Annotated in this window: 17 protein-coding genes; 11 read left to right on the top strand and 6 right to left on the bottom strand. The window is 58.0% G+C overall.

Features of this window, described 5'->3' with window-relative positions; genetic code table 11:
• The first annotated feature begins 5 nt into the window (after nt 1-5).
• Nucleotides 6-2,378, top strand: coding sequence for a fimbria/pilus outer membrane usher protein (locus KW837_RS10035; protein ID WP_256348647.1), 2,373 nt, complete (start codon nt 6-8; stop codon nt 2,376-2,378).
• A 14-nt stretch (nt 2,379-2,392) separates the two neighbouring features.
• Complete coding sequence (locus KW837_RS10030) at nt 2,393-2,917, top strand: hypothetical protein (protein WP_218395444.1); 525 nt, start codon at nt 2,393-2,395, stop codon at nt 2,915-2,917.
• Between the two features lie 4 nt (nt 2,918-2,921).
• Here KW837_RS10030 and KW837_RS10025 read toward each other — a convergent pair whose 3' ends face one another.
• Nucleotides 2,922-4,340, bottom strand: a complete 1,419-nt coding sequence (locus KW837_RS10025) for a PLP-dependent aminotransferase family protein (protein WP_218395442.1) — start codon at nt 4,338-4,340, stop codon at nt 2,922-2,924.
• 179 nt (nt 4,341-4,519) lie between these two features.
• Here KW837_RS10025 and KW837_RS10020 point away from each other — a divergent pair, with 179 nt between their 5' ends.
• Nucleotides 4,520-4,765: a DUF1127 domain-containing protein gene (locus tag KW837_RS10020; protein WP_218395440.1), complete on the top strand. Its 246-nt coding sequence runs from the start codon at nt 4,520-4,522 to the stop codon at nt 4,763-4,765.
• Between the two features lie 143 nt (nt 4,766-4,908).
• On the opposite strand, the gene KW837_RS10015 is transcribed toward KW837_RS10020, so the two are convergent.
• Nucleotides 4,909-6,222 (bottom strand): FAD-binding oxidoreductase, encoded by a 1,314-nt coding sequence (locus KW837_RS10015; protein ID WP_218395438.1) that lies wholly within the window; start codon nt 6,220-6,222, stop codon nt 4,909-4,911.
• Nucleotides 6,223-6,369: 147 nt separating this feature from the next.
• Between KW837_RS10015 and KW837_RS10010 the strand changes: the two genes are divergently transcribed.
• A complete protein-coding gene (locus KW837_RS10010) occupies nt 6,370-6,723 on the top strand; it encodes a YkgJ family cysteine cluster protein (protein ID WP_007894729.1) in 354 nt (117 codons plus the stop codon).
• A 166-nt stretch (nt 6,724-6,889) separates the two neighbouring features.
• Here KW837_RS10010 and KW837_RS10005 read toward each other — a convergent pair whose 3' ends face one another.
• Complete coding sequence (locus KW837_RS10005; RefSeq protein WP_003206849.1) at nt 6,890-7,378, bottom strand: Lrp/AsnC ligand binding domain-containing protein; 489 nt, start codon at nt 7,376-7,378, stop codon at nt 6,890-6,892.
• A gap of 156 nt (nt 7,379-7,534) precedes the next feature.
• Between KW837_RS10005 and dadA the strand changes: the two genes are divergently transcribed.
• From dadA to KW837_RS09975, 6 genes are all read left to right on the top strand, one after another.
• A complete protein-coding gene (gene dadA, locus KW837_RS10000; protein WP_123499520.1) occupies nt 7,535-8,839 on the top strand; it encodes a D-amino acid dehydrogenase in 1,305 nt (434 codons plus the stop codon).
• Nucleotides 8,811-9,164 carry a RidA family protein gene (locus KW837_RS09995; RefSeq protein ID WP_007894740.1) on the top strand — a complete coding sequence of 118 codons (354 nt, stop codon included), beginning with the start codon at nt 8,811-8,813 and terminating at the stop codon, nt 9,162-9,164. Before dadA ends, KW837_RS09995 begins: the two co-directional genes overlap by 29 nt.
• Before the next feature lie 97 nt (nt 9,165-9,261).
• Nucleotides 9,262-10,335, top strand: coding sequence for an alanine racemase (gene alr, locus KW837_RS09990; RefSeq protein ID WP_218395436.1), 1,074 nt, complete (start codon nt 9,262-9,264; stop codon nt 10,333-10,335).
• 128 nt (nt 10,336-10,463) lie between these two features.
• The gene (locus tag KW837_RS09985; RefSeq protein ID WP_008073360.1) at nt 10,464-11,012 is read left to right on the top strand and encodes a cupin domain-containing protein; all 549 of its coding nucleotides are present in this window, start codon (nt 10,464-10,466) and stop codon (nt 11,010-11,012) included.
• A gap of 182 nt (nt 11,013-11,194) precedes the next feature.
• Nucleotides 11,195-11,608: a cytochrome c5 family protein gene (locus KW837_RS09980; protein ID WP_305729663.1), complete on the top strand. Its 414-nt coding sequence runs from the start codon at nt 11,195-11,197 to the stop codon at nt 11,606-11,608.
• A gap of 132 nt (nt 11,609-11,740) precedes the next feature.
• The gene (locus tag KW837_RS09975; protein WP_218395434.1) at nt 11,741-13,690 is read left to right on the top strand and encodes an acetyl-CoA hydrolase/transferase C-terminal domain-containing protein; all 1,950 of its coding nucleotides are present in this window, start codon (nt 11,741-11,743) and stop codon (nt 13,688-13,690) included.
• 305 nt (nt 13,691-13,995) lie between these two features.
• Here the strand turns inward: KW837_RS09975 and KW837_RS09970 are convergent, their stop codons facing one another.
• Nucleotides 13,996-14,919, bottom strand: a complete 924-nt coding sequence (locus KW837_RS09970) for a hypothetical protein (protein WP_218395432.1) — start codon at nt 14,917-14,919, stop codon at nt 13,996-13,998.
• Nucleotides 14,920-15,373: 454 nt separating this feature from the next.
• On the opposite strand from KW837_RS09970, the gene KW837_RS09965 reads away from it, so the two are divergent.
• Entirely contained in the window at nt 15,374-16,522 is a 1,149-nt protein-coding gene (locus tag KW837_RS09965) for a hypothetical protein (RefSeq protein ID WP_218395430.1), read from the top strand.
• A gap of 150 nt (nt 16,523-16,672) precedes the next feature.
• Here KW837_RS09965 and KW837_RS09960 read toward each other — a convergent pair whose 3' ends face one another.
• Both KW837_RS09960 and rep read right to left on the bottom strand, forming a co-directional pair.
• Nucleotides 16,673-17,245 carry a xanthine phosphoribosyltransferase gene (locus tag KW837_RS09960; protein ID WP_007934646.1) on the bottom strand — a complete coding sequence of 191 codons (573 nt, stop codon included), beginning with the start codon at nt 17,243-17,245 and terminating at the stop codon, nt 16,673-16,675.
• A 69-nt stretch (nt 17,246-17,314) separates the two neighbouring features.
• Complete coding sequence (rep, locus tag KW837_RS09955; protein WP_123499489.1) at nt 17,315-19,324, bottom strand: DNA helicase Rep; 2,010 nt, start codon at nt 19,322-19,324, stop codon at nt 17,315-17,317.
• Between the last annotated feature and the right edge of the window lie 105 nt (nt 19,325-19,429).

The following is a 19,429-nucleotide window of genomic DNA, read 5'->3' as shown; positions in this document are numbered from 1 at the left end:
TTGATATGACCGGAAAAGCCTGGGGCGAAACGCCGATCGAATTCGATCGCTCGGTGCTTGAGGCCCGGGGAATCGACCCGAAAGTCGCCGAGCATTTTCGCGATTTACCCCGTTTTCAGGCCGGCCGTACGCGAGTCCTCTTGCAGGTCAATGGCTCGCCCATCGGGCAGGTGCTGGCCACCTTCGATGACGAAGGCCAATTATGCCTTGATGCGAACCTGCTCGATTATGCCGGTATTGCTGCGCCGCCAGGTTTGCCCGACAGTGCTGACGACAAAGCGTGTTTACGGGCAACCGAGGGGATAGCCGCTGCGCAAGTGCGACTCTCTCCAGGCCAGCAACAAGTGGCGCTTTTGGTTCCCACTGATCTGTTGCTCGCGCAGCCTCGGCTGCAGCGAAACTGGGCGTCAGGCGGTGTGGCGGGGGTGTTGAACTATGACGCGCTAGTGGTTTCCAGCTCAGGCGCGGACGCCTCCAGGCAGTATCGCAACCTGGGAACGGAACTGGGATTCAATGCCGGAGACTGGGTCGTGCGCAGTCGCCAGAATTACACCGCCTTCGAGGGGGTGGCGCGGTTCGAGACGTTGTACACCCAGGCATCGCGAACCTGGGAGCGTTATCAGGCCAATGTACAACTTGGCCAGCTCAATATGCGGTCGTCGCTGTTTGCCGGTGAGCCCTTTACCGGCATTCAGGTTCTGCCGGAAACAGCGTTCGCCTTGCGCAGTCAGGAAGGCCTTGGCGTCGGAACGGCGGTTGAAGGGATAGCTTACTCACCGTCACGGATAGAAGTGCGCCAAAGCGGTGTCGTGATTTACACCACCCTGGTTCCCGCTGGACCATTCACCTTGCGTGATCTACCTGTACTCAGCCTTCAACTGGACCTTGAAGTCACAGTCATCGAAGAAAGCGGCGAACAGCGCCACTTCCGGGTGCCGGCAGCCAATGTGCGTCCGCTGAGTGGGTTGACCCCACCGGGCTTCGCCATCGCGGCGGGCCAGGTACGGCGGTTCACCCATGACGAACGTGAGACACCCTCGTTTTTTGCCGCCAGCAAGGATTGGCAGTGGGGCTCGGACTCGTTATTCACCGCCGGTTGGATGGGGAGCAGCGCCTATCAGTCATTGGGCTGGGGGGGGCAACATGCCTTGACGCGCGACTCGATGGTGAGCCTTCAGCACTTGAGTTCGCGTACAGCGTCAGCGGGGCAGGGCCAAATCCTGCAGGCGACTTTCAGCACCTCGTTGGGCCCCGGCTTGTCCGCCAGCTTGACCGCAGCTCAGCGCAATAACGGGTTTCGAACCTTGGCGGACATCGGGTCGGAATCTCTGACCGATGACCCTTATGGCCGGGCAGAACGTCAATGGGGTGCTTCAGTTAATTATTCAGATCGGCATTGGGGCGCGTTCAGCGGTTCGATGACCCGCTATGCCATGGCCGGTAGCCCGGATCGATCGCGGATCAGTGCTTCATGGTCTCGGGAATTAGGTGCTGCCAATCTGTCGCTGAATGTGCAACGCGAAAGTGGTGACGATGATCGCGGTACGGGCGTTTACGCCACCCTTGGCTTTCCCCTCGGGCGAAACCGTAGTCTGAGGGTATACGGTCGTCAGGATCGCCAGCAGGGGATGCGCACCGGCGCACGTTACAACGAGCAAGTCAGCGAGACCTCGAGCTACAGCATCAATGCCGAGCGGGCCGATACCGGCCAGACAAATCTCGACGGGCGCATCAGTCTGCTGCCTCGTTACACCAGTGTCGACCTCGGCTATTCGCGCAGCAGTGTCGGCACCCGCAGTTATGATTTCGCGTTGCGCGGCGGTGTGGCTGTTCACGAAAGTGGACTCACGCCATCACCTTATGCGCTGCGCGATACTTTTGGTCTGCTGAAGATTGGCTCCGATGCCGGGATAAAAATCAGCACGCCTCAGGGACCGGTCTGGACCGATGGCACTGGCAGGGCGGTAGCGGCCAGCCTGCCGGCGTACCAGAGCAGTCGTCTGGAAATAGACACCGTCAGCCTGCCGCGTAATGTCGAAGTGCTCAATGGTTTTCAGGAAATCGAAACCGGACGCGGCGCGGTACCTCGACTCGACTTCAAGCTGAGCAGCGCCCGCCGGCTGATGCTGCATGTGCGGACCGATGCCGGGCAGTGGGTCCCCAAAGGAGGGGCGGTGTACGACAGCGAGGGTGTGTACCTGACCAGTGTGGTTGAGACCGGTCTGGTGTACATCGCCGATGCTCCCGAGTGGCTTGGGCTGCAATTGACGTTGCCCGACGATCGTCGCTGCCTGCTTGAGTTCGACACCCGCCAACTCCCGGAAACCACCGCGCCTTACCAGGCTGCCGAAGTGACTTGTCGGGCGGGTGATAGTTGATCCAGAGGACGTTCGTGAAAGATTTTGTCAGGCTGTGGTTGCTGGCATTGTGGCCGGTCGCGCTACCGAGTTATGCGCAGGCGGATTGCACGATGCAGCTCAATCCCATGGTGCTGGATTATGGTTCGCATACCCGTGATGGCTTACAGGCGTCGAATACGGGGTCGGCTCTGAGTTTCGGCATTCGGCGGATATATCTGAACGTGCAATGCAGCGAGCCGCAACCGATGACGCTGCGGTTCGAGGCGCCGGCTGTCGACGCGCAGCACTATCGGTTCGGGCCGGGCATTATGCAGCTGCGTCTGGTTGCTGCACGACTCGATGGCCAGGCAGTCAACTGGCTAAGAGAATCCGATGGCGCGTACAACGTAGCGCTGCTGCGGCCAGGCGATCGCATCCGACCCAGGCTCGACGGTCAGCCTCTGGCTGGCCAGCATTGGCGCCTGGAACTGGATATCGAAACCCTCGTCCCCCCACAAGCGACACGCGTTCGCGACATAACCCCGTTCCAGGCATGGGGGCGATTTCAGCTGGACTGATCGTTCAGCCTTCAGCCAGCAATTTGATAGCTGTCGCACCGACCTTGCGCACCGCTTCTTCGATCTGCGGGGTTGGTTTGGCAGCGTAGTTCATCCGCAGGCAATTACGGTATTTGCCCGAGGCGGAAAAGATACTGCCAACTGCAATCTGTACGCCTTGATCATGCAGCGCCCGATTGAGTTTCAGGGTATCGAAGCCCTCCGGCAGTTCGACCCACAGCATGAAGCTGCCTTGCGGACGGCTGGCCCGGGTACCGGCGGGGAAGTAGCGGGTCACCCAGTCGATCATCGCGTCGCGATTGCGCTGGTATTGCGTGCGCATCTTCCGCAAATGCGGTTCGAAGTGCCCGGCCTTGAGGAATTCGGCAATCGCAATTTGCGGTTGTGGCGCGGTGGAGCCGGTGCTGATGTACTTCATGTGCAGCACCCGTTCCAGATAACGGCCCGGTGCGACCCAACCAATGCGCAGGCCTGGTGCCAGGGTCTTGGAAAAAGAACTGCAGAGCAGGACGCGGCCATCTTCGTCGAAGGATTTGATTGTGCGCGGGCGCGGGTAGGTGTAGGCCAGTTCGCCATACACATCGTCTTCGATAATCGCCACGTCGAAACGCTGTGCGAGCGTCAACAGCGCACGTTTGCGCGCCTCCGGCATGATGTAGCCCAATGGGTTGTTGCAGTTGGGGGTCAACTGTATGGCTTTGATCGGCCATTGCTCCAACGCCAGTTCCAACGCATCGAGGCTGATGCCGGTGAGCGGGTCGGTGGGGATTTCCAGGGCTTTCATGCCCAGGCCCTTAAGCGTCTGCATGGCGCCGTGAAAGCTCGGCGAATCCACCGCCACGATGTCACCCGGCTCGCAAATGGCGCGGATGCTGGTGGACAGTGCTTCGTGGCAACCGGTAGTGATCACCAGATCGTTGGCGCCCAACTGGCAACCGGAGTCGAGCATCAGGCGAGCGATCTGCTCGCGCAATTCAAGGGTGCCATAGATGTTGTCGTAATACAGGCCGGGCATGTCCTGCCGACGGCTGATTCGCGCCAGGTTGCGCAGCAGCGGTTTCATGGTCGGCGTGGTGATGTCCGGCATGCCGCGACCCAGCTGCACGACGTCCTTGCGCGGTACGGCGCGGATCAGTTCCAGCACTTGATCCCATTGCGAAATATCCACCGGCCGTTGGGCCGGCCGGCCAACCGCTGGCAGCTCCGGCAGTTCGCGACTCACCGGTACGAAGTAACCGGACTTGGGTTTGGGCATCGCCAGACCCACATCTTCCAGCACTCGATAGGCCTGCTGCACCGTGCTCAGGCTGACCCCGTGTTCGACACTCAGCGCTCGCACCGAGGGCAACCGGTCGCCGGGGCGATAGAAGCCTTGTTCGATACGCGTGCCGAGCAACTCGGCGAGATTGACGTAGAGGGTCATGGCGCAGTCTCGGTGTGAGTGATTCGGTTAACCAGTACAGATGAGGCAAAAATATGTGATTCAGAGGCAGAAACAGAAAATCTGTATGGAGTTAATACACCATCGTTGAATCTGTAATGCTTTTCGCCGTCCGCGCATCATGAAAGCTCTGGCTACCCAAGTAAACAGGAGCAATGAAAATGAACGGCTTGAGCGATGTGCGGCTGACGTTACACAGTCAGGAACTGGCGGCAGGGCAAAAAAACGGCGCACGCGAGGCGGTGATGCGCAACGCGCCGTCCGGCCTGGGTCGCTGGGGTCTGTTCTGGCATCGTCTGCACACGCGCAAGGCGTTGCTGACGTTGACACCGGAGCAGCTCAACGATGTCGGGTTGAGTCGTGAGCAGGCGCGGGAGGAGGGGCTTAAGCCTTTTTGGCGGATCTGAATATTGCGGCGGTCTATAGATCCATTCGCGGGCAAGCCTCGCTCCTACACGGATTCGCGTCGATTACGGGATCGCCGCTCGACAACATCCCTGTAGGAGCGAGGCTTGCCCGCGAAGGCGTCGATACAGACGCCGAAAATCTTTCAGACCAACTCTTTGAAACGATGCCACAACATCCCCAACGCCAACAGCGGAGAACGCAAATGCTTGCCACCCGGGAAGGTGATATGGGGCACCTTGGCAAACAGATCGAAACCACCACTCTGCTGACCACTGATAGCCTCAGCCAACAACTTGCCCGCCAGATGTGTGGCGTTCAGCCCATGACCGGAATAAGCCTGGGCGTAATACACATTCGGCTGCTCCTTGAGCCGACCGATCTGCGGCAGGCGATTGGCGCCGATACCGATCATCCCGCCCCATTGATAGTCGATTTTCACCCCGGCCAGTTGCGGGAACACCGCCAGCATCTTCGGTCGCATGTACGCGGTGATGTCTTTCGGGTCGCGCCCTGAATAATGACAGGCGCCGCCGAACAGCAAACGTCGATCCGCCGAGAGTCGGTAATAATCCAGCGCCACCCGTTGATCGCAGACCGCCATGTTTTGCGGTAGCAAGGCGTGAGCCTGTTCCGCACTCAAGGGCTCGGTGGCGATGATGTAACTGCCCGCGGGCAGCACCTTGCCGCCGAGTTGCGGGTTGAGATCGTTGAGGTAGGCGTTGCAACCCAGTACCAGCGTCTTCGCGCGAACTGTGCCCTGGGCGGTGTGGACTTTGACCTCGGGGCCGTAATCGATGCGGGTCACCGCCGATCGTTCGAACAGCTTCACGCCCAATTGCCCGGCGGCTGCCGCTTCACCGAGTGCCAGGTTCAAGGGGTGCAGATGCCCGGAGCCCATGTCGATCAAACCGCCGACGTAGCGATCGGAACCCACCACGCTATGCATTTCGTGGGCTTGCAGCAGACGGGTTTCGTAACGGTAACCGAGGCTGTGCAGCTCGATGGCGTCTTCGGCGAAGCCTTCCAGTTCGTGAGCCTTGTTGGCGAGGTCGCAGTAGCCCCAGGTCAGGTCGCAAGGGATCTGAAAGCGATCGATCCGCTGTCGGACGATTTCCACCGCTTCCAGGCCCATCAGTTTCATCTGACGCACACCGTCTGCACCGATCACGCTGGCGAACTGGTCGAGACCATGGCCGACACCGCGAATCAACTGCCCGCCATTGCGTCCGCTGGCGCCCCAACCGATCTTGTGCGCTTCCAGCAGCACCACGCTGAAGCCGCGTTCGGCCAGTTCGAGGGCGGTGTTCAGCCCGGAGAACCCGCCGCCCACCACGCACACGTCCGCCACCAGCTCACCTGTGAGTACCGCAAGATCGGGCTGCGGCAGGCTGCTGGCGGCGTAATAAGAGGCCGCGTGTTGATGGCTCGAGGCAGGTTGCTGAACGGGGGCGTTCATGTGGTCATCCTGGGTGCATGTGTTTGAAAAAGTTGACGGAGCATAAGCCGCCGCTTCGGACACGGGCAACACCGGTCGGTTGGCGCTGTCTGGATCGGGTTTTTTGCGTCAGAATCCCGGTCTATTTTGTATTCGGTCACCGCTTCGATGAGTTGCAACAGTCAGAAAATTCGCACGCTGCGCCAACAGATTCCCTCTTTCGAGTGCGTGCCCGGCTGCCATGATTGCTGTGGGCCGGTGACCACCTCGCCCGAAGAAATGTCCCGCCTGCCGCGCAAGACCCGGGCAGAGCAGGATGCGGCGATGGATGAACTCAATTGCGTTCATCTGGGCCCCAATGGCTGCACGGTGTATGACGAACGACCGCTGATCTGTCGGCTGTTCGGTACCACCAAAACGTTGCCATGCCCTAACGGGAGACGGCCGGTGGAGCTGATCCATCCGCGGGTCGAGAAGCAGATTCATGAGTACATGGCTTCGACGCGGCAGGTTTTGGTTTAGTTGTTGCGAAGCTTCAGGTAGACCGAGTCGCGGCCTTCGCGAGCAAGCCCGCTCCCACATTTTATCCCTGCCGTATACAAATCTTTGCCCCACTGAAGATCTAATGTGGGAGCGGGCTTGCTCGCGAAAGCGCCCGCCCAGACACCCATTTCTCCGAGACAACCTCTCAATCCGGAATCGGCAGGTTCAAGCTCTCTTTCACTTCTTCCATCACGATATAGCTCTTGGATTCGCGCACATGCGGCAGCTTGAGCAGGATATCGCCCAGCAGTTTGCGGTACGAGGCCATCTCGGAAATCCGTGCTTTCACCAGGTAATCGAAATCCCCTGACACCAAATGGCATTCCAGTACGTGGGGCAGTTTCAGCACCGCGCGTCGGAACTCTTCGAAAGTATCGCCGGATTTGTAGTCGAGGCTGATCTCGACGAACACCAGCAGGCTACCCTTCAGGTGCTGCGGATTCAGGCGGGCGTTGTAGCCCATAATGATCCCTTCGCGCTCCAGTCGCCGTACCCGCTCGGTACAGGGCGTGGTGGAGAGGCCGACCTTTTCCCCGAGCTCGGTGAAGGAAATGCGCCCGTCCGCTTGCAGGATCCGCAGGATGTTGCGGTCGATCTTGTCCAGCTCACGTTTGGTCTGAGTGTTGGTTCGCATAGGGGATGCGCCTCCGTGAAAAGGGTTTTTGCCGAGAATTGTCGCCAAATATAGGCACTTATATAGTGAAAAGCACTGGCTAAACTTTTTTAAACTGCCCACATCTTCGGTCTGCACAATAAACGTCAGCGGTAAGCCGCGATGAGGGATATGAAAATGCGCGTTCTGGTCTTGGGTAGCGGCGTCATCGGTACCGCCAGTGCCTATTATCTGGCACGGGCTGGCTTTGAAGTGACGGTTGTCGACCGCCAACCAGCGCCGGCCATGGAAACCAGTTTCGCCAACGCCGGGCAGGTTTCGCCGGGTTATGCCTCGCCGTGGGCCGCGCCGGGCGTGCCGCTCAAAGCCATCAAGTGGCTGTTGCAGCGTCACGCGCCATTGGCGATCAAGGCCACCGCCGACATCGATCAATACCTGTGGATGGCGCAGATGCTGCGCAACTGCACCGCCAGCCGTTATGCGGTGAACAAGGAGCGCATGGTGCGCCTGTCCGAGTACAGCCGCGACTGCCTCGACGAATTGCGCGCCGAAACCGGCATTGCCTACGAAGGCCGCAGCCTGGGAACTACCCAGCTGTTCCGCACCCAGGCGCAGCTTGATGGCGCCGCCAAAGACATCGCCGTGCTGAAAGAGTCCGGCGTGCCGTTCGAACTGCTCGACCGCGCCGGCATTGCCCGGGTCGAACCGGCCCTGGCCAGCGTCACCGACATCCTCGCCGGTGCGTTGCGCCTGCCGAATGACCAGACCGGCGACTGCCAGATCTTCACCACCCGCCTGGCCGAAATGGCCACGAAACTGGGTGTGGAATTCCGTTTCGGCCAGGATATTCAGCGCCTCGACTTCGCCGGTGATCGCATCAACGGTGTGTGGATCGACGGCAAGCTGGAAACCGCCGACCGCTACGTGCTCGCTCTCGGCAGCTACTCGCCGCAATTGCTCAAGCCGTTGGGCATCCGGGCTCCGGTGTATCCGCTCAAGGGTTACTCGCTGACCGTGCCGATCATCAACCCGGCGATGGCCCCGACGTCGACCATTCTCGACGAGACCTACAAGGTCGCGATCACCCGTTTCGACAACCGCATCCGCGTCGGCGGCATGGCGGAAATTGCCGGTTTTGACCTGTCGTTGAACCCGCGTCGACGCGAAACCCTGGAGATGATCGTCAACGACCTTTATCCTCAGGGCGGCGATCTGCCCCAGGCGAGCTTCTGGACCGGCCTGCGTCCGACCACTCCGGACGGCACCCCGATTGTCGGCGCCACGCCGTTCAAAAATCTGTTTCTGAATACGGGCCACGGCACGCTCGGCTGGACCATGGCCTGTGGCTCCGGTCGTTTGCTGGCTGACCTGATGGCGAAGAGAACGCCGCAGATCAGCGCCGAAGGCCTCGATATTTCCCGTTATGGCAACAAACTCAAGGAGTCCGCAAAACATGTCAATCCAGCGCCAGCTCACCAATGAGCGCATGAGCCAGATCGTTGTCCACAACAGTACGGTGTATCTGGCAGGGCAGGTCGGCGATGACATGAGCGCCGGGATTGAACAGCAGACCCGTGAAACCCTCGCCAACATCGAGCGTTTGCTGGATCTGGCCGGGACCGACAAGAACCGCCTGCTGTCGGTAACGATTTACCTTAAAGACATCGACGCGCACTTCGCAGGCATGAATTCGGTGTGGGACCAGTGGCTGCCAAAAGGCGTCGCCCCGGCCCGCGCTACTGTTGAATCGAAGCTGTGCGAACCGCAAATCCTGGTTGAGCTGTCGGTTGTCGCCGCGCTGCCATAACGCTCAGCCAGAAAGATCCCTCTCCCGGCGCTGTTGGCGGTTCACGCTGTCAGCCAGCGCCGGTTTTTTTTCAATGACCGACTAGAAGTCTGCCGCCATGCGTCCAGCCCGTGCCCTGATCGACCTTCAAGCCCTGCGCCACAACTATCGGATCGCCCGTGAAGTCACCGGGGCCAAGGCCCTTGCGGTGATCAAGGCCGATGCCTACGGCCATGGCGCAGTGCGCTGCGCCCAGGCGCTGGAAGCCGAGGCGGACGGGTTTGCCGTGGCCTGCATCGAAGAAGCGCTGGAACTGCGCGTCGCCGGCATTCGTGCGCCAGTTTTGCTGCTGGAAGGTTTTTTCGAAGCCGATGAGCTGTCGCTGATCGTCGAGCATGACTTCTGGTGCGTGGTGCATTCACTGTGGCAGCTCGAGGCCATCGAAAAAGCCGCGCTGAGCAAACCAATCACGGTATGGCTCAAGCTCGACTCGGGCATGCATCGGGTTGGCTTGCACCCGGCGGATTACCAGGCGGCCTATCAACGGCTGCTGGCCAGCGGCAAAGTGGCGAAGATCGTGCTGATGAGTCACTTCGCTCGCGCCGATGAGCTGCACTGCCAGGCTAGCGCCGAGCAGGTTGCGGTGTTCGAGGCGGCGCGTCAGGGGTTGTCGGCTGAAATCAGCCTGCGTAATTCGCCGGCGGTGCTCGGTTGGCCGCAGATTCCCAGCGATTGGGTGCGCCCGGGCATCATGCTTTACGGCGCGACGCCGTTCGAAGAGGCCAATGCCGTGGCGTCCCGCCTGCAACCGGTGATGACCCTGGAATCGAAAGTGATTTGCGTGCGTGAACTGCCGGCCGGCGAGCCGATTGGTTACGGCGCGAAATTCATCACACCCAAGCCGATGCGCGTGGGCGTGGTGGCGATGGGTTATGCCGACGGCTATCCACGTCAGGCTCCGACCGGTACGCCGGTGATGGTCGCCGGGCAGCGCAGCCAGTTGATTGGCCGCGTGTCGATGGACATGCTCTGCGTCGACCTGACCGACGTGCCGCAAGCCGGCCTCGGCTCGCCCGTCGAGTTGTGGGGCAAAAATATCCTCGCCAGTGACGTCGCGACGGCCGCGGGCACGATTCCTTACCAGATCTTCTGCAACCTGCGTCGAGTGCCGCTGCTCTATTCCGGGGCCTGACGAAAAACGTTCCCGACCGAAAGTCGCTTCGCCAAACAGGATTCAGGCCCAAGTGTTGTAAATACTGAACGCTGTCGCCATGATAACGCTCAATATTTCTACAACCTGAACCCTTGGAGGCTCCAGCATTGGACGTCGGTGAACGACTGCAATCGATCCGTAAGCTCAAAGGTCTTTCCCAGCGTGAGCTCGCCAAACGCGCGGGTGTTACCAACAGCACCATTTCGATGATCGAGAAGAACAGCGTCAGCCCCTCGATCAGTTCGCTGAGGAAGGTACTGGGCGGGATTCCCATGTCCATGGTCGAATTCTTTTCCGAAGAAATCCTGCAGGAAATCCCGACTCAGATCGTCTACAAGGCCCACGAGCTGATCGATATTTCCGATGGTGCAGTGACCATGAAACTGGTCGGCCGGGCTCATCCGAGCCGGGCTATCGCGTTCCTCAATGAAATCTACCCGCCAGGCGCCGACACCGGTGAGGAGATGCTCACCCATGAGGGCGAGGAAACCGGGATTCTGGTGGAAGGTCGGCTGGAACTGGTGGTCGGGCTCGAAACATTTGTGCTCGAAGCCGGCGACAGCTACTACTTTGAAAGTACCAAGCCACACCGTTTCCGTAATCCGTTCGATGCTCCGGCGCGACTAATCAGCGCAGCTACCCCGGCGAATTTCTAAGAGAAGAGGCGTCCTGCCCGGATTGTGGAGACGCCCCTGCTGTATTTCCTTCCCACGATAAGACCCCTTCGACTTTGGGGTTGTTTCAGTGTGACGGGCTTACCGCTATACTTGCGCCCGCCTGCGAACCGTGGCCGTGGGCGTGACTAGCCACCATTGAGGGTGTACGCGTGAACCTAATTATGAAAATGCTGGCCGCACCAGCAACCGTATTGGCCCTTTGGGCAGTCAGCGCACAAGCTGCGACCAACGACGATATTGCTAAACGTCTTGAGCCCGTTGGCCAGGTTTGTGTGCAGGGCAAAGAGTGCAAGGGGATGGAAGTCGCTGCTTCTGCGGGTGGTGGTGATGCCAAAACCCCTGACTCAGTGATTGCAAAACATTGCAACGCATGCCACGGCACCGGCCTGTTGGGCGCGCCGAAAATCGGCGATGCCGCCGCCTGGGGCGAGCGCGCCAAGAAAGAAGGCGGCCTCGACGGCTTGCTGGCGAAAGCAATCTCCGGCCTCAACGCAATGCCGCCAAAAGGCACTTGCGCCGATTGCTCTGATGGCGATCTCAAGGGCGCCATCCAGAAGATGTCCGGTTTGAAATAAGCCGGTCTTCAACGAAAAAGCCGCTTTCCAGCGGCTTTTTTGTGCGTGCGATTTTCCCCTGAGGCTATGCTTTGCAGCAAAGACCCGGCAAGCTCGGTCCAACCCCAATTCATGGAACGGCGGGAGGATCAGATGGTGCAGTTGTGTTCTATCGAACAGGCGGTCGATGACGTCCTGGCGCGGTTGCCGGCGCATATCCACATGGGATTGCCGCTGGGGCTGGGCAAGCCCAATCACTTCGTCAACGCGCTGTATCAACGGATCGCGCAACTGCCCGAGCGGCAACTGACGATTTACACCGCCCTGTGCCTCGGACGCCCGCCATTGGGCGATGGCTTGCAAAAGCGCTTCCTCGAACCCTTCATCGAGCGGGTGTTCGGCGACTACCCGGAGCTGGATTTCCTCGCCGACCTGCGTCGCGACAGCCTGCCGGCCAACATTCACGTCAATCAATTCTTCCTGCAGCCGGGCAGCCTGCTTGACAGCGCATCGGCCCAGCAGGATTACGTCAGTAGCAATTACAGCCACGCCGCCCGGGACATCAATGCCGCCGGCTTGAACCTGATCGCGCAACTGGTCGCCAGCCACAGCGAGCATCCCGATCGCCTGAGCCTGAGCTGCAACCCGGACATCACCCTCGACCTGTTGCCGATGATTGCCAAGCGCCGGGCGGCGGGGGAAACGATCCTGATGGTGGGGCAGGTACACAACGATTTGCCGTACATGCCCGGCGATGCGGAAATCGGCATCGACACCTTCGACCTGCTGATCGACGCGAAGGACAACACCACGCTGTTTTCCACGCCGAACATGCCGGTGGGTTTTCAGGATCATTTCATCGGTCTGCACGCCAGCACGCTGGTGCGCGACGGCGGCACCTTGCAGATCGGCATCGGCGCCATGGGTGATGCCCTGACGGCAGCGTTGCTGGCGCGGCAGGCTGACAGTGACGGTTACAAGGCGTTGCTGGCGGATCTGAATCTCAGCCAATGGGCGCAGTTGATTGAGCGCGAAGGGGGTATCGAACCGTTCGCCAAGGGCCTTTACGGTTGCAGCGAAATGTTCGTCAACGGCTTGCTGGTATTAGCGGATGCCGGGATCGTGCGGCGCAAAGTCTACCCGGACGTGGCGACCCAGCAGCAGGCGAATGCCGGGACGCTGGACGAGGCCGCGCAGACTGACGGCATCTCGGTGCATGGCGGATTTTTCCTCGGGCCGCGCAGTTTCTACGAGCGCTTGCGCGAGTTGCCGCAGGCTAAGCGGCTCGAATTCAACATGACCCGCATCAGCTACATCAACGAGCTCTACGGTCAGGAGGAACTCAAACGCTTGCAGCGCCTTGATGCGCGCTTCATCAACACGGTCTTCACCATGACCTTGCTCGGCGCCGGCGTGGCCGATCAACTCGAAGACGGGCGGGTGCTGAGCGGCGTCGGCGGGCAATACAACTTCGTCGTCCAGGGCCATGCGCTGGAAGGCGCGCGTTCGATACTGCTGCTGCGCAGTTGGCGCGAGTCGGGCGGTGAAGTCAGTTCGAACATCGTCTGGGAGTACGGCCATTGCACGATCCCACGGCATCTGCGGGACATCGTCGTCACCGAGTACGGCGTCGCCGATTTGCGGGGCAAGACCGACGCGGCGGTGATCGAAGCATTGCTGAACATCAGCGACTCACGCTTCCAGCCGGGGCTGATCGAGCAGGCGCAGAACGTTGGCAAAATGCCGAAGCATTTTCGCCTCGATCCGCGTTTCGCCGACAACAGCCCACAGCGGTTGCAGGCCATTCAGGCGCGGCATTCGAATCTGTTTCCGGAATATCCGCTGGGCTGTGATTTCACCGCTGAGGAACGGGATCTATTGCGGGCGCTGAACTGGTTGAAGAGCAAGTTCAAGCTCACCGAGATTCTGGAATTGGGCAAGGCTGCACTGGATGCGCCAGCGGCTTCGGAGTTTCCGGTGCATCTGGAAAGGATGCAGCTGACCAACCCCGAGGGGTTGAAAGAGGATTTGTTTCAGCGGTTACTGCTGACCGGCCTGAAGGCTACTGCGGGCTTGCCCGCGATAGGAACCAGCTCGAAGTGAGTGTTTAAAAGTGTACACCGGCATACACCATGGCAATTCAACAGATCATCATGTTGGCGGAGCTGGCGGTAAAACGAATAATGTTTAAGGTTGAGGCGCACAAGTAGCCACTGGAAAAACGTGTATTCGTTCATCGCGAGCAGGCTCGCTCCCACTCGGATCTCCAGAGCATATAAATTCTGTGTCCGACGAACATCCAATTTGGGAGCGGCCTTGCTCGTGATAGCGATGTGTTCAGCGACTCCCCCATAGGGCCGCATGCGCAGGCGTTGTTGCGACAGAAGATTTTTAATTTTCTCAGGTGACTAGTGTATTGGATTTACGTTCACGGATGGACTAAGGAAGTCTATGTGATAACCGGAAGACCCATCACCAATAGCTAGGTGAACCCCGCTGATACCTTCATTCATTTGTGAGTTTATTTTATAATCAATTTTTAGTGCGATGGCATCGTTTACCCCAATGGCGAACTCCGTCAGCTTGAGTCCACGAAAGCCAGCCGCAAGATCCAGAAGTTTTATATGTTCCTCGTTGTTTATTTTCAGTGAAGTGATGGTGTTGTCTTTAATTGATAATAATCCACCTTCTTTCGCAATTCGGTCGCTCAGCCATTTTAGGGAAGTTTTCAAGCCCTCTGGTAATAGCGGGTTAGGTTTTCTAAGTACTGTCAATATTCCAGCGATTTTTAATGTGCCGCTAAAAGAAAATGGACAGGGCTCTTGTGGGTTCATGTGTGCGTAATGAACTTCAAAAAAATCTGCTACAGACTGAACAAAGTCGTGAGAAACGTCTTCGGCAAGTAGCGCGTAAGGTTGGGCGTGCGGAAAAACTGAGACTTGCGCATCGGCACCATTACCAGACAGGAGAAATAACTCATTTGAGTTGAGCATGTTTAATACGGATCGTTGTGTGCATAAGGCATGTTCAAAATTGCAGCTCAGCAAAAGTTTGAGGCTATAGAGTGCAGCAGTTACGCTGGGTTCGAACACTTGAGTTGCGCAGAAAATGCTTTTCTTGCTTTCTGTGTTTTTTGCTAGTTCAAACGTCATTTTTGCAGCGTCATTGCTAAAAGAAAAAACAATACTGTTTTTTGGCAATTTCTTTAGTTTAGAAATATTGGCCGTATTGAACCCTAATAGCGCACATTCTCTGAGGAAGTCCTCTGAATCTGCAATGATGGATAATTCCTCATGGCCGAAGAGTGTCGATATCATATTCGGTGGCGACATAAAACCCTCCTTTTTTCAATGCGCGGCAAGAATACTCGCCGCGCATTGGTATTATTTATTCTTCGGTGTGAGCCCAAGCCAACGGTGCCCACCCAAAATTATCCGGGCCAGAAGTGATCCGGTTAAGCTTTTCTTTGACGACTTTTTCATTTTTCATCTGATCATCCTTTTTCATTTTTTGGTTTTTGCCCCCCGAACTGCTTGGGAGTGGAATAATTAATACAGAATTTTTTGATGTGTTAAATGATTTGTTGGGCGTTTTTTTAGAATCAATTTATCTGGCGCGGGGCTCGAAGATTTAATTTGGTTATTTGTGTGGGGTGTATCTGTAGTCTTGTTCTGAAATTTTGGTATTTGCCATTTTTGGGTTGTGGTAGATGATCTTGTGTCGTTAGGTTTATTTATGGGCTTGTTTTTCTGGCTCGATATTCAACTGTAGGTCGAGGGTTATATAGTGCGCGCATCAAAGAAATATCTGACAGATACGTCTGTCCATCAGGCTCTATTATTGGATGATCTAACCGAAACAAAAGATCCCGATCACGCCGTTCGGTTGCTGCTAAATGAAATCCTCAAAGGACTCTCTGAAAAAGGTTGGCCTCAAGCGCAACTACAAACCGGGCCGAGGATTGTGTCTGCTGAGGAAAATTACGGTTTGCTCGGTTATGACCCGGCAGAGGTTACGCTGGGGAGTGAACACACCCGTTGGGTCGATGAGCACTCGCTGTTGCGAACACAAACCACCAGCCAGATCCCGGTAGCGCTTCAGCGAGCGGCTCAGGTGCGCCAGCCGGGACAGACGATATTGCTGGCAGCGCCAGGTATTACTTTCCGTCGTGATAGTCGGGATCGTTGGCATTGCGCGGAACCGCATCAAATGGATATTTGGGTGCTGGGAGATCCGGAACTGGCAACGCACGAGCATCTGTTGCGTTTGGTCGGCGATATACTTAAGTCCGCCGTTCCTGACAAACGTTGGGTCCATAGCAATAGTCCGCATCACTACACAGAGGGCGGAATCGAAGTAAATGTCTTGAATGATGGGGTTCCGGTTGAGGTACTTGAGTGTGGTCGTATTGCGAGGTCTTTGTTGGAACGCTTGAACATTGACCCGCTGCATCATGGAGGGTTGGCGCTCGGGATGGGGCTGGATCGTCTGACGATGTTGCGAAAAGGTATTCCAGATATTCGCTTGCTACGCGATCAGAATGTGCGAGTGCAGGCGCAGATGTATGATCTGAATCCATGGACCGCAGTATCTCGTATGCCGTCTATTGCTCGTGACATTTCGTTGGCGGTAACGCCGGGGCTGAGCGAGGAAGTGTTGACCGAAAGAATGTTGCAGGCAGCCGGCGACTGCTCTGACTGGATCGAGGAGATGCAAGTTCAGGGGCGGTGGGCGTTCTCGGATTTACCCGCGCAGGCAATTGAACGGCTCGGGCTGCTGCCAGGCCAGGAAAATGTGCTTTTACGCGTGGTGCTGCGCGATTGTTCGCGATCAATCACTACCGCTGAGGCGAACGCCTTGTATGCGGACATTCAGGCAGCAATGCATGAAGGAGCGCCTGGGGCGGGTTACAGAATGGACCTGCCAAAGGCTTGAAACCGAGGTGTTCGAGTAATCACTGAATCGTCGCGTTATTGTCATCCCGGAACGTCACCCGGAGCGAGCTCTCTCCCACAATTGACCGAGTTGTCCAAGCGGACGCGGTTTAATGTGGGAGCGAGCAGGCAGCAGATGTGGTGTGGCGGTTTATTCGATGAAGGTTACAACGCCATCCTTCAGCGACTGCACCCGCGCCAACGATTCAACGCGATAACCCTGGGCATCCAGTTCCGCACGACCACCCTGGAACGACTTCTCGATCACGATACCCAAACCGGCCACGGTCGCGCCGGCCTGTTTGATGATCGAGATCAGCGCTTGCGAGGCCTTACCGTTGGCCAGGAAGTCGTCGATGATCAGCACACGGTCGCTGCTGGTCAGGTGGCGCGGGGAGATCGCCACGGTGCTTTCAGTCTGCTTGGTAAACGAGTAAACGGTCGCCGACAGCAGGTTTTCAGTCAGGGTCAGGGACTGATGCTTGCGGGCGAAAATCACTGGCACGCCGAGGTTCAGGCCGGTCATGATTGCCGGGGCAATGCCCGAGGCTTCGATGGTGACGATCTTGGTGATGCCCGAGTCCTTGAACAGCGTGGCGAATTCGTCGCCGATCAGCTTCATCAGGGCCGGGTCGATCTGGTGGTTCAGAAAGGCGTCGACTTTCAGGACCTGGTCGGAAAGCACGATGCCTTCTTCGCGAATTTTCTTGTGCAGTGCTTCCATGAAGCTTTCCTCTACTGACGCCATGTGCGCCTGGCGTGTAAAAAGTGTGCGGTTAAAAAGTGCTCAATTCTAGCGCTTTAACATCGCGCGTATATCCGCCAATGCGGTATTACCGCGAACCGCTTTGACTTCGGTCGGGGTGTCGTCATTGCCTTCCCAGGCCAGGTCGTCCGGCGGCAGTTCATCGAGGAAACGGCTGGGCGCGCAGTCGATGATCTCGCCGTATTGCTTACGCTTGGCAGCAAAGGTGAACGCCAACGTCTGACGCGCTCGGGTAATCCCGACGTAGGCCAGGCGGCGTTCTTCTTCGATGGTGTCGGCTTCGATACTGGAGCGGTGCGGAAGGATTTCCTCTTCCATGCCCATGATGAACACGTAGGGAAACTCCAGACCCTTGGAGGCGTGCAAGGTCATCATCTGCACGCCTTCGGCGCCGTCTTCCTCTTCCTGCTGACGCTCCAGCATGTCGCGCAGGACGAGTTTGCCGATGGCGTCTTCGACGGTCATCTCGCCTTCTTCGTCTTTCTCCAGGGTGTTCTTCAGCGCCTCGATCAGGAACCAGACGTTACCCATGCGGTAATCGGCGGCCTTGTCGCTGGAGCTGTTGGTGCGCAGCCAGTTCTCGTAGTCGATGTCCATGACCATGCTGCGCAGGGCGGAGATCGGGTCCTCGCCGGCGCACTGCTCGCGGACCTTGTCCATGAAACGCTTGAAGCGTGACAGGCGATCGGTGAAGCGCGTGTCCAGATGCTCGCCCAAACCGATTTCGTCGGTGGCAGCGTACATCGAGATTTTTCGCTCGGTGGCGTAGTTGCCCAGCTTCTCCAGCGTGGTCGAACCGATCTCCCGGCGTGGGACGTTGATCACCCGCAGGAAGGCGTTGTCGTCGTCCGGGTTCACGATCAGGCGGAAGTAGGCCATCAGGTCTTTCACTTCCTGACGTCCGAAAAAGCTGTTGCCGCCAGACAGGCGATACGGAATCTGGTGGTGCTGCAGCTTCAGCTCGATCAGCTTGGCCTGGTAGTTGCCGCGATACAGGATCGCAAAATCGCTGTAGGGCCGATCCGTGCGCAGGTGCAGGGTCAGCAGTTCCACGGCCACGCGCTCGGCTTCGGCGTCTTCGTTGCGGCAACGGATCACACGGATTTCGTCGCCGTGGCCCATCTCACTCCACAGCTGCTTTTCGAACTCGTGGGGGTTGTTGGAGATCAGCACGTTGGCGCAGCGCAGGATGCGGCTGGTGGAGCGATAGTTTTGCTCGAGCATGACCACTTTCAGGGACGGGTAGTCGTCCTTGAGCAGCATCAGGTTTTCCGGGCGGGCGCCGCGCCAGGCGTAGATCGACTGGTCGTCGTCGCCCACCACGGTGAACTGGTTGCGTTTGCCGATCAGCAGTTTCACCAGCAAATACTGGCTGGCGTTAGTGTCCTGGTATTCGTCCACCAGCAGGTAGCGGACCTTGTTCTGCCATTTTTCCAGGATATCGTCGTGTTCCTGGAACAGTTTTACCGGCAGCAGGATCAGGTCGTCGAAGTCCACCGCGTTGAACGCCTTGAGCGTGCGCTGGTAGTGGGTGTAGACGATGGCGGCGGTCTGTTCCTTGGGATTGCGTGCGTTTTCCAGGGCTTCGGGCGGCAGGATCAGGTCGTTTTTCCACGAGCCGATCATGTTCTTGATCTCGTCGACGCCGTCGTCTCCCGAGTATTCCTTCTGCATGATGTCGGTCATCAGGGCTTTGACGTCGGTCTCGTCGAAGATCGAGAAGCCCGGTTTGTAGCCCAGCCGCACATGTTCCTTGCGGATGATGTTCAGGCCCAGGTTGTGGAAGGTGCAGACCGTCAGGCCGCGGCCTTCACCGCCCTTGAGCAGGGTGCCGACCCGTTCCTTCATCTCGCGCGCGGCCTTGTTGGTAAAGGTCATGGCGACAATGTATTGGGCGCGGATGCCACAGTTCTGGATCAGGTGCGCAATTTTGCGGGTGATCACGCTGGTCTTGCCGGAGCCTGCGCCGGCGAGCACCAAAAGAGGGCCGCCGACGTAGCTCACGGCTTCTTGCTGCCGGGGATTGAGTCGGGACATACGAAATCAGGGAGTCATTAGCGAAATGGGCCGGCATTTTAACAGGCTCAGCGAATTGTGCTGCTCTCTCCGACTTGTGACGCAACACGCTATCTCTATTTGCCG

Origin of the sequence: Pseudomonas sp. PDM24 (assembly GCF_019218905.1) — a bacterium.
Classification (GTDB): Bacteria; Pseudomonadota; Gammaproteobacteria; order Pseudomonadales; family Pseudomonadaceae; genus Aquipseudomonas.
This window is presented reverse-complemented; position numbering and strand designations above follow the sequence as displayed.

Bases quoted from the DNA above. Each gene is read 5' to 3' on its own strand.
- rep (WP_123499489.1), bottom strand. From the start codon at position 19,324: ATGTCCCGACTCAATCCCCGGCAGCAAGAAGCCGTGAGCTACGTCGGC.
- KW837_RS10015 (WP_218395438.1), bottom strand. From the start codon at position 6,222: ATGAACGCCCCCGTTCAGCAACCTGCCTCGAGCCATCAACACGCGGCC.
- KW837_RS09995 (WP_007894740.1), top strand. From the start codon at position 8,811: ATGTCAATCCAGCGCCAGCTCACCAATGAGCGCATGAGCCAGATCGTT.
- KW837_RS10035 (WP_256348647.1), top strand. From the start codon at position 6: ATGACCGGAAAAGCCTGGGGCGAAACGCCGATCGAATTCGATCGCTCG.
- KW837_RS10010 (WP_007894729.1), top strand. From the start codon at position 6,370: ATGAGTTGCAACAGTCAGAAAATTCGCACGCTGCGCCAACAGATTCCC.
- KW837_RS09975 (WP_218395434.1), top strand. From the start codon at position 11,741: ATGGTGCAGTTGTGTTCTATCGAACAGGCGGTCGATGACGTCCTGGCG.
- KW837_RS09970 (WP_218395432.1), bottom strand. From the start codon at position 14,919: ATGTCGCCACCGAATATGATATCGACACTCTTCGGCCATGAGGAATTA.
- KW837_RS10020 (WP_218395440.1), top strand. From the start codon at position 4,520: ATGAACGGCTTGAGCGATGTGCGGCTGACGTTACACAGTCAGGAACTG.
- KW837_RS09960 (WP_007934646.1), bottom strand. From the start codon at position 17,245: ATGGAAGCACTGCACAAGAAAATTCGCGAAGAAGGCATCGTGCTTTCC.
- alr (WP_218395436.1), top strand. From the start codon at position 9,262: ATGCGTCCAGCCCGTGCCCTGATCGACCTTCAAGCCCTGCGCCACAAC.
- KW837_RS10005 (WP_003206849.1), bottom strand. From the start codon at position 7,378: ATGCGAACCAACACTCAGACCAAACGTGAGCTGGACAAGATCGACCGC.
- KW837_RS10025 (WP_218395442.1), bottom strand. From the start codon at position 4,340: ATGACCCTCTACGTCAATCTCGCCGAGTTGCTCGGCACGCGTATCGAA.
- dadA (WP_123499520.1), top strand. From the start codon at position 7,535: ATGCGCGTTCTGGTCTTGGGTAGCGGCGTCATCGGTACCGCCAGTGCC.
- KW837_RS09980 (WP_305729663.1), top strand. From the start codon at position 11,195: ATGAAAATGCTGGCCGCACCAGCAACCGTATTGGCCCTTTGGGCAGTC.